The 9,020-nt window shown below is 70.1% G+C and carries 8 protein-coding genes and 1 pseudogene; 4 read left to right on the forward strand and 5 right to left on the reverse strand.

The annotated features are described in order from the left end of the window. Nucleotides 1-1,328 (reverse strand): MFS transporter (locus tag D7Y13_RS33080; RefSeq protein ID WP_120630892.1); only part of this gene is annotated, 1,328 nt, incomplete at its 3' end. 189 nt (nt 1,329-1,517) lie between these two features. Between D7Y13_RS33080 and D7Y13_RS33085 the strand changes: the two genes are divergently transcribed. Beyond that, on the forward strand, nt 1,518-3,575 hold the full coding sequence (locus tag D7Y13_RS33085; protein WP_147444439.1) for a spermidine synthase: 2,058 nt from the start codon (nt 1,518-1,520) through the stop codon (nt 3,573-3,575). 39 nt (nt 3,576-3,614) lie between these two features. Here D7Y13_RS33085 and D7Y13_RS33090 read toward each other — a convergent pair whose 3' ends face one another. After that, nucleotides 3,615-4,673: an SDR family oxidoreductase gene (locus tag D7Y13_RS33090; RefSeq protein WP_120585122.1), complete on the reverse strand. Its 1,059-nt coding sequence runs from the start codon at nt 4,671-4,673 to the stop codon at nt 3,615-3,617. 117 nt (nt 4,674-4,790) lie between these two features. On the opposite strand from D7Y13_RS33090, the gene D7Y13_RS33095 reads away from it, so the two are divergent. Then, nucleotides 4,791-5,693, forward strand: coding sequence for a LysR family transcriptional regulator (locus D7Y13_RS33095; protein ID WP_120585118.1), 903 nt, complete (start codon nt 4,791-4,793; stop codon nt 5,691-5,693). Here D7Y13_RS33095 and D7Y13_RS33100 read toward each other — a convergent pair. Continuing rightward, nucleotides 5,666-6,595, reverse strand: a complete 930-nt coding sequence (locus D7Y13_RS33100) for a hypothetical protein (protein WP_120585117.1) — start codon at nt 6,593-6,595, stop codon at nt 5,666-5,668. The genes D7Y13_RS33095 and D7Y13_RS33100 overlap by 28 nt on opposite strands. 75 nt (nt 6,596-6,670) lie before the next feature. Beyond that, the gene (locus D7Y13_RS33105) at nt 6,671-7,075 is read right to left on the reverse strand and encodes a hypothetical protein (protein WP_120585116.1); all 405 of its coding nucleotides are present in this window, start codon (nt 7,073-7,075) and stop codon (nt 6,671-6,673) included. A 121-nt stretch (nt 7,076-7,196) separates the two neighbouring features. Here D7Y13_RS33105 and D7Y13_RS33110 point away from each other — a divergent pair, with 121 nt between their 5' ends. After that, nucleotides 7,197-8,015, forward strand: coding sequence for a helix-turn-helix domain-containing protein (locus D7Y13_RS33110; RefSeq protein ID WP_120585115.1), 819 nt, complete (start codon nt 7,197-7,199; stop codon nt 8,013-8,015). A 3-nt stretch (nt 8,016-8,018) separates the two neighbouring features. Here D7Y13_RS33110 and D7Y13_RS33115 read toward each other — a convergent pair whose 3' ends face one another. Continuing rightward, on the reverse strand, nt 8,019-8,582 hold the full coding sequence (locus D7Y13_RS33115) for an NADPH-dependent FMN reductase (RefSeq protein ID WP_120537456.1): 564 nt from the start codon (nt 8,580-8,582) through the stop codon (nt 8,019-8,021). A gap of 227 nt (nt 8,583-8,809) precedes the next feature. Here D7Y13_RS33115 and D7Y13_RS33120 point away from each other — a divergent pair. After that, nucleotides 8,810-9,020 (forward strand): annotated as a pseudogene (locus D7Y13_RS33120) (uracil-DNA glycosylase); the annotation flags it as partial.

Consider the following 9,020-nt stretch of genomic DNA (forward strand, 5'->3'; position numbering starts at 1 on the left):
GGGCTGACCGCGCGGGGGGGCGCCTGGGGGGCGGTGGACTCCAGCTCGCGCGCGGGCCGGTACAGGGGCAGCACGAAGGCGGCCATCACGGCCAGCAGGCCCATCAGCACCAGCATCAGCGCGATGCCACGGCCCGGGCCGGTGCCCAGCAGCCCGCCGAACACGGGCCCCAGCGCGCCGCCCGGCAGCATGGCGGGCTCGAAGACGTGGTCCGCCAGCGGCCCGCCGATGAGGTACGCCACCGGCGTGGAGAACCACGCCAGGGCCATGCGCGCGGAGAACACGCGACCCTGGAGATCGGCGGGCACCAGCGACTGCCACAGCGCCTGGCTGCAGCTCGCGATGGGGGCGTTGAAGAACGTCAGCAGGAAGGCCGCCGCCGCGATGAGCGGCAGCGAGGGCTGGAGCCCCGCGAGCATCAGGCTCACGCCGTAGAGGATGCCCGCGCCCACGATGCCGGTGAGCCGCCGCTTCGGGCCGCCCCAGACGGTCATCAGCGCGCTGCCCACCAGCATGCCCACGCCGCTGCACGCGAGCACCTGTCCCAGCAGGGTCGGGGTGAACGCCTTCAGCACCAGCGGCGTCACCAGGATCTCCGCCAGCCCCAGCGTGAGGTTGACGATGGAGAAGTAGGCCAGCAGCCCCATCAGCCCGCGCCGCTGGAGGATGTAGCGCAGGCCGAACGTGAGGTTGGAGCCCAGGCTCTCGCGGGCCTGCTGCTCCCCCTGGGCGCTGCGCGTCGGCCGGGGCACGCGCACGACCAGGTTCGTCACCACCGCGACCGCGAACCCCACCAAATCCAGGGTCATCACCGTGGACAGCCCGTGGTGCATCACCAGCAGCCCCGCCAGGGGAGGGGCCAGCGTGCGGCCCGCCGCCTGCGCCAGCTGCACCATCCCGCTCGCCCGGCCCAGGTGGCGCTCGGGGATGAGCACCGTGGAGGCCGCCATGAACGCCGGCTCCTGGAAGGACTCCGCCACGGCCGTCACGCAGACGCCCAGGTACACGTGCCACAGGCGCAGGTTCCCGCCGGTGTACAGCACCATGAGGCTCAGCGTGCTCAGGGCCGCCAGCGTGTCGCTCACCAGCATCACCCGCTTGCGGTCCCACCGGTCCACCACCACGCCCGAAACGGGCGACAGCAGCACGATGGGCGCCACCGCGCACAGGGTCATCGTCGCGAACTGCGTCACCGAGCCTGTCTGCTCATACACCCAGATGCCCAGCGCGAAGGATGTCAGACCCGAACCCAGGATGGACACGAGCTGACCCAACCACAACACCCCGAACGTCGCCAGGCCGCGGCGCGATGTCTGCGTACTTGTCATGAAGTCGGATTGCTCACGCTGTTTCGCGGATTCAATGGGAGTTCCATCCTGCCACAGGCGTCTCTCAATTGCTGGTGGGGCGCATGATGCAATGAATGTCTGACACGTTTGCTTTGATGGGCGCGGGTCCGTGGAACGCGGACAGCGAATGCTTTGCCTTCACCCCTCTCTTCCCGCTGGATATCGGACATGTCTACTTCCGCTGAGCCGCAACCTGTTTCACGCCTGTTCTCGGTGTACCTGCATGGGCTCGCGTTCCTGGGTGGCTTCAACGTGATGTTGCTGGAGATGTGTGCCTTCCGGGTGCTCCAGACCACGTTCGGCTCATCCATCTATGTGACGGGCGTCCTGCTCGCGTTGGTGATGATTGCCCTGTCGGCGGGCTATTTCCTGGGCGGACGCTTCTCCCAGCGCAATGCGCCGCTGGAGTTCCTGCTCGGGGTCATCTCCCTGGCCGTGGTGTATGTCTGGGTGACGGGCGGGCTGCTCTCCGAACCGCTGCTGGATTTCAGCTTCGACCTGCGCAAGGTCTTCTCCAGCGGGCTCGCGGGGCACCTGATGCCACCGGCGGTCGCCACGTTGATCTTCTACATGGGGCCCATGCTGGCGCTGAGCCACGTCTCGCCGTTCCTCATCCGGCTCCTGGCCACGCACCCGCGCGGGGTGGGCGCCACGGCGGGCAACCTGATGGCGGTGTCCAACGTGGGAAGCATCGTGGGCACGACGCTGCCCTCCTTCGTGCTCATCCCCCTGCTGGGCGTGCCCACGACGCTGGGCATCTTCATCGGGTCGCTGGGGCTCATCGTGGTGGCGGGGCTGGTGCTGGTGCGCAAGCGCGCGCCCGTCACGGCGCTCGCGGGCGGCGTCTTGCTGGTGGCGGTGGTGGCCACGCCCCTCCTGCGTGACGCCTGGGCCGCGCGGGCCCCCGCCTCAGCGGCGGAGCGCCCCGTCTTCGAATCCGAATCCCTCTACGGGAACGTGAAGATCTTCCGCTCCCAGGACGGCGACGGGGACGAGAAGCTGGAGTTCATGCCGTCGCGCGACTACGTGCACTCCACCGTCTACCCGGGCCAGCCGCTGAAGGATCAGTTCACCACGGCCTACGCGAACGTGGGCCTCTCCCGCGGGGCCGGGCGCTACCTCATCCTGGGGACCGCGCTGGGCGGGGTGGTGTCCGCCATCCTGGAGGCCAACCCCCAGGCGCGCATCACGGCGGTGGAGATTGATCCGCTGGTGATGGACCTGGCGCAGCGCTACGTGCCGGCGATGCGCAGCCCCAACGTCCGCCGGGTGGTGGAGGACGCGCGCCTGTTCCTGCGCGAGGACACCCAGGAGTACGACTACATCGTCGTGGACATCTTCTCCGGCGAGCAGCTGCCCGCGCACTGTGTCAGCCAGGAGTTCTTCTCCCTGGCGCTGGCGCGGCTCGCGCCGGACGGGGTGCTCCAGATGAACACCAACCTGTGGGACTTCCACATCACCACGGGGCTGGAGCAGCCGGAGCCCTTCGTGCCGGTGCGGCACATCCACTCGGCGCTCTTGCGCGCGGGCTTCGCCTCGCTCTACCAGAGTGACTTCTTCGAACACGGCCACCTGTACGCGTTCCGCCAAGCAACCCCGGAGGCGGAGGTTCGCGGGGCGCTGGCCCGGGGCGCGTTGGATCCTTCCGTGGAGCCGAACCTGCGGGCCTCCTACGGGATGACGGCGCTGGCGCTGGTGCCCATCCCGGACGCGGAGCGGGAGCTGCGGCCCTTCACGGACCACTGGCTGCCGGAGCACCTGCTGCACCTCAAGGACAACTTCGACCTCTACCTCCGGGCGCTGGCGCGCGCGCGGCAGTCGCCGGAGTGGAAGACGCGGGTGGAAGCCGCAGGGGACACGCAGCTGCGCTTCATCAGCGCGCGGCACTACGCGGACGTGGGCGCGTCCGGCGCTCCGTCGTATGACGGCTACCGCGCGTACATGAAGGGCGAGGGCGGCGCGGACTACTGCCGCGACGTGCTGGCCTGGGCGAAGCAGGCGCCGGCGAACACGCTGTTCCTGGACCTGTCGCGCTACCTGCACACGCGCGTCATCCACGCCTGTGAGCACGCCCTGTCTTCCCAGGGGACGGAGCTGCCCGGGGCGGGGACCCCCGAGGGCGCCTTTCGCCGCTACGTCAGCGCCGCGCTCCTGGTGGATGACAACCAGGGCGCGAAGGCCGTGCCGCTCCTGGAGGAGATCCTCAAGGCCCGGGCCGTGCTCTGAGCGTCCCGGGAGCGGCCCCGTCCCACGCCCGGAGGCCGCTCAGGGAATGAGCTTGCGGCGGCGGAAGTCCGCGAAGAGGTCGCGGAACATCGCCTCCGTCTCCACATGTTCGTGGAAGCCGAACCGGCGGGCCTTGGAGCCGTCCGCGACGAAGTCGTAGCCCGTGGAGAACACACCCTGGGCGAACGGCCACGCGGACACGTCCTGGTACGAATGGCGCGCGAGCCCGTGCTTCTCCACCATCGCGTTCCAGCGCGGCCCCTTGTCCGCCATCACGTCCACCAGCGACAGGGGCAGGGGAGGGGCCACCTCCAGGTCGAACGAGCGGGCGATCTTCGGCCACATCTCGCTCCACCGGAACTGATCGCCGTTGTTGATGTTGAACGCCTGGTTGGCGGCCCTCGGCTCCGTGGCGGCCCACACGGTGGCGCGCGCCAGAAGCCCGGCATCCGTCACCTCCAGCAGGATGTCGTACGCGGTCGGTGTCCCCGGGAAGCGCAGCGGAAGGCCCAGGTCCTTCGACATCGCCGCGTACACGGCGATGGCCAGCGTCAGGTTCATCGGGTTGCCCAGCGCGTAGCCGGCCACGATGGACGGACGGATGGCCGACCATGTCCACGCCTTGCCTTGCTGCCGCTGCTCCAGGAAGTCCTGCTGCTCCACGTTGAACTCGGGCGGCATGTGGGCCGCGTCCGTCTCCCGGGCCGGCGTCTTGAACGGGCCCAGGTGCGCGCCGTAGACCTTGTAGCCCTGCATCAGGCTCACGTGCTTCAGCCCCTTGGCGACGGGCTCCACCGCCTCCACCACGTTGACGAGCATGGCGAGGTTGGGCGCCACCATCGCCACGGGGGTCGGCCGGTCCTGGAACGCGGTGTAGAAGAGGTGCGTCACCTGCGTGAGGCCGCCCAGCTTCTTGCGGCAGTCCTCCGCGTCGAGCAGGTCCACCGAGACGTAGCGCACCCTGTCGCGATCCTCGCCGCCGCGCCGGGACAGGCCGATGACCTCCCAGCCTTCCAGTGTCTCCAGGTGGGCGATGAGGTTGAGTCCGATGATTCCATGGGCCCCGACGACCAGGGCCACGTTCTTGTGCGTGCGCATGCTGTCCTCCACGCGGCCCGTTGTGGGAGCGCTTCCGGCGCCGCAAGAGGTCTAGTATTCGCGGGCGCTGGCACCGGACAGGCACTCCGTGGGCACAGCACTTGTGAGTTCAATTCCATGGCGCGTCTGGACATCAACCGCTCCGGAGAGATGGAAGTCTTCGTCCGGGTCGTCGAACAGGAGGGGTTCTCCGCCGCGGCGCGCACGCTGCGGATGACGCCGTCGGCGGTCAGCAAGCTGGTCGCCCGGTTGGAAGCCCGCCTGGGAGCGCGCCTCCTCCACCGCAACACCCGGGGCTTCCAGCTCACCTCGGAGGGCTGCGTCTTCTACGAGCGCAGCGTCCAGGTGCTCGCGGAGCTGGAGGAAGCCGAGCGCGGCGTCGCCACCAACGAGGCGCCGTCGGGCCGCGTGCGCGTCAACACCAACGTCCCCTATGGCACGCACTTCCTCCTGCCCCAGGTGCCCGCGTTCCTCGCGCGCAACCCGGGCATCACGCTGGACGTCGCGCTCACGGATCAGGTGGTGGACCTGCTGGAGGAGCGCGCGGACGTGGCCATCCGCGCGGGCCCGCTCAAGTCCTCCAACCTCATCGCGCGCAGGCTGGGGGAGACGCGCAAGATGATCGTCGGCGCGCCGGACTACCTGAAGCGCGCGGGCACGCCGAAGACGGTGGCGGAGCTGGAGCGCCACAACCGCATGAGCGCCAGCCATGTGCCCACCCTGGAGCACTGGCCCGTGGTGGAGCGCGGCGCCGTCGTGAACGTCCCCTGCGCCGGCAACGTGCAGGCCAGCGACGGCGAAGCGCTGCGGCGGCTGGCGCTCGTGGGCACGGGCCTCGCGCGCATCGCGGCCTTCCAGGTGCGCGAGGACGTGGCGGCCGGACGGCTGGTCCCGGTGCTGGAGGAGCGCAACCCGGGGGACACCGTGGTCTTCCACGCGGTGTTCCTGGATCCCGCGAGGCACCTGCCGGCGCGGATCCGGGCGTTTCTGGACTACTTCAGCGAGGTGGGCATGGGCTGACGCGGGAGCACCCGGGCCATGGGGCCCGCCGTGGTGTCCATGCCGTGGATGAACGTGTGCTGCTCCACGTGCACGGACTCATGGAAGTCAGGCTCGCCGCCCTGGCCATTCCAGTCCACGCGGTCCATGCGGATGATGCGCGACGAGTGCGGCAGCAGCGTCGCGGGGTCCGTCACCAGCTCCAGCTCCACTCGCGCGTAGGTTCCCTCCGTCTCGTCCGTCTGTCCCACGGGCTCCCGCACGACATGCAGCCGCGCGCACCGGGGCTCCGGATCCGCGTCGGAGCAGGGCACGCCCACGTCCAGTTGCTGGCGCTCCTCCGCGGGGACCTCTTTGACCTTCTTGCGACCGGCGCCCACATTGATCGTCGAGGCGATGACCTCCAGCTTCCCTGGCTTGAGGCGCGCCCCGTGCCAGCTGCCCACCCACTGGTTCCACTTGTCCCGGACATCCTGCTCCAGCCCGGCGGCGATGCCTCGGGTCATCTGGGCCTTCTTCCGTGGGCTGAGCGGCAGCGCGTCCAGGAAGGCCTGGGCGGGGCTGTCCTCCAGCGGATCAATGCCCTGGAAGTCGCCCTGCGCGTCGATGATGCCCGTGGCCAGGGGCTCGACGAAGGTGGGGACCGGGGACTCGATGAGCTCCACGTCGTGGAAGGACAACCGCCGCTGGCCCTCGTCGTCCACCGGGCCCAGCGTCATCGTGAACCGGCGCTGCGCCGTCGTCCGGCCGCTCCAGTCCGTCCGCACGTCCAGGGTGTGGGTCACCCGCATGGACGCCTGTTCCGGCCAGCCGTAGTGCAGCGTCACCAGGCCCTTGCCCCCGGCACCGCCCAGGGTGGCGCACCCGGAGGCTCCAGCGGAGAGGACGGCGGCGATGAGCCAGGGACGGAGGAAGGAGGCCATGTCTCGTCAGGATAACAACGCCCCGGCGCCCGCGCGGCATGACGTGAAGCCCCGCCGCGCGGATCCGACACCGGCTCAGGCCAGGGCCGCGGTGCCGCGCCGCAGGCCCGCGTACTCCAGCGCCGCGAACAGCGCGACCGCCGCCGCCTGCGCCGCGACGAACAGCATCCCCAGCCCCGTGGGCGTCGTGGGGCCGTGGGTCATCAGGAGCACGCTGTCCACCACCCACAGCCCGTTCACGGCGACCACGAACCACACCGGCCACGCGGGCAGGGTGTCCCGCGACGCCAGGTACCCGAGCAGCAGGGCGAACGGAATCAACCCCAGTCCCGCCGCGCGCAGGAGCCCGGGCTCCAATCCCAGCAGGGGACCCAGGGGGCCCGCGGCCGCCGCCATCAACAGGCCCATGGCCCCACTGGCGACGCCGTCCAGCAGCAGCGCGCGACGCAACAGGCTTCCCGACACGTTCTTGAGACTCATGGCACACGTTCCCTTGCGAGGAGGTTGGAGACGACGGGGCACAAGATGCGAGCCGGCCCGTGCGCTGTCGATTACCTCCGAGGGAATGGAAGCGATGACGTGCGCCCCCTATCTTCGGGCCATGACCAGCCTTCAGCAGAGCCGTCCCGTCGGAGAGCTGCTGCGCGGTTGGCGTCAGCGGCGGGGCCTGAGCCAGATGGATCTCGCGTTGCGCGCGGAGGTCTCCACCCGTCACGTCAGCTTCCTGGAGACCGGCCGCTCCCAGCCCAGCCGCGACATGCTGCTGCACCTGGCGGAGGAACTGGACGTGCCCCTGCGAGACCGCAACGGGCTGCTGGTGGCCGCGGGCTTCGCGCCCGTCTACGCCGAGCGCCCCCTGGACGACCCCGCGCTGCGGGCCACGCGCGAGGCCGTGGAGCTGGTGCTCGCGGGCCATGAGCCGTACCCGGCGCTCGCGGTGGATCGGCACTGGACGCTCGTCACCGCGAACCGCGCGGTGGGCGTGCTGCTTTCGGACCTGCCTCCGGAAGTGCTCCAGCCGCCCGTCAACGTCCTGCGCCTGAGCCTGCACCCGTCGGGGCTCGCGCCGCGCATCGAGAACCTGCGCCAGTGGCGCGACCACGTCCTCACGCGGCTGCACCGGCAGGTGGACGTCACGGCGGATGCAACGCTCGCGGCGCTGCTGGAGGAGCTGCGGGGTTATCCGGTGCCGGAGGCGGCCGTGGAGGGCAAGGAGCGCGACTTCGCGGGCGTGGTGGTGCCCCTGCGCGTGCGCACGTCGCTGGGGCGGCTGTCCCTCTTCAGCACCACCACGGTGTTCGGCACGCCCGTGGACATCACGCTCGCGGAGCTGGCCATCGAGTCGTTCTTTCCGGCGGACCCGGAGACGGCGGAGGTGCTGCGGCGGGCCGCCTCCGAGCGGTCCCGCCAGGACACATGAGGCCTACTTCTTCACGCGCACGGTCTGGAGCGCCGTGCCCCAGGAGACGAGCTGATCCAGCAGGGTGCTCACGCCCTTCTCCTTGCTGGGGTCGGGCTTGAAGACGGCGAAGTTCTCGAAGTCGGTGAAGAGCGACAGTTGCACCTGGGCGCGCACGGTGGCCATCTGGAGCTCGGCGGCGATGAGGCGCAATTGCTCCACCGCGCGCACCCCGCCCGCGCTGCCGTAGCCCACGAAGCCGGCGGCCTTGTTGTTCCACTCGCGATAGACGAAATCGAGTGCGTTCTTCAGCGCGCCGGACGTGCTGTGGTTGTACTCGGGCGTGACGAAGACATACGCGTCGTACGCGGCCACCTTCGCGGCCCAGGCCAGGGTGTGGGGCTGGGTGTACTTGCCTTGGGACGGTGGGGTCGGCTCGTCCAGCAGGGGCAGGTTGAAGTCCTGGATGTCGACGATGTCGTACTCGGCGTCGGTGCGCTTCTTGGCGATGCCGTGCACCCAGTTGGCGACGGCATCCGCCTTGCGGCCCGGCCGGGTGCTTCCAACGACGATGGCCACCTTGATCATTTGCGCGCTGCTCCTGGAAAGGGGCGGAAGACCGCCGCCGCGCCCGACCTTCCCCGTGTGTCGCCCCGAGGGAAAGAAGGTTCGCCAGGAGTCTGTCCGGGACCCGACCCGTGCCCGGCCTTCTGCCCGGAAGGTGGCGGAGGGCCCGCCCCTGGGCTAAGCGTACGGGCAACTTCTCCGCCTGCTTCCTTGCGCCGGGGCAGGCCCTCCGCTACCGATCCGATACCGTGAACGACGACACGCCCGAATCCTCGCAGGAGCTGGCCGAAGTGCTCCTGGACGTGCGCCGCCACCTGCTCTGGCAGGAGGAGAACGGTGGCCGCGCGCTCCTCGTCGACGCGAAGGTCGCCGCTGACCTCCAGCAGCAGCGCGCCGCCTCCGGTTCGGTGCGCTCGATGATTGCCCGCGCCAAGGCGCCCGAGCCGACCGCCGCCCCCC

It is taken from the genome of Corallococcus praedator (assembly GCF_003612125.1).
GTDB lineage: Bacteria > Myxococcota > Myxococcia > Myxococcales > Myxococcaceae > Corallococcus > Corallococcus praedator.

Bases quoted from the DNA above. Each gene is read 5' to 3' on its own strand.
- D7Y13_RS33085 (WP_147444439.1), top strand. From the start codon at position 1,518: ATGTCTACTTCCGCTGAGCCGCAACCTGTTTCACGCCTGTTCTCGGTG.
- D7Y13_RS33090 (WP_120585122.1), bottom strand. From the start codon at position 4,673: ATGCGCACGCACAAGAACGTGGCCCTGGTCGTCGGGGCCCATGGAATC.
- D7Y13_RS33095 (WP_120585118.1), top strand. From the start codon at position 4,791: ATGGCGCGTCTGGACATCAACCGCTCCGGAGAGATGGAAGTCTTCGTC.
- D7Y13_RS33100 (WP_120585117.1), bottom strand. From the start codon at position 6,595: ATGGCCTCCTTCCTCCGTCCCTGGCTCATCGCCGCCGTCCTCTCCGCT.
- D7Y13_RS33105 (WP_120585116.1), bottom strand. From the start codon at position 7,075: ATGAGTCTCAAGAACGTGTCGGGAAGCCTGTTGCGTCGCGCGCTGCTG.
- D7Y13_RS33110 (WP_120585115.1), top strand. From the start codon at position 7,197: ATGACCAGCCTTCAGCAGAGCCGTCCCGTCGGAGAGCTGCTGCGCGGT.
- D7Y13_RS33115 (WP_120537456.1), bottom strand. From the start codon at position 8,582: ATGATCAAGGTGGCCATCGTCGTTGGAAGCACCCGGCCGGGCCGCAAG.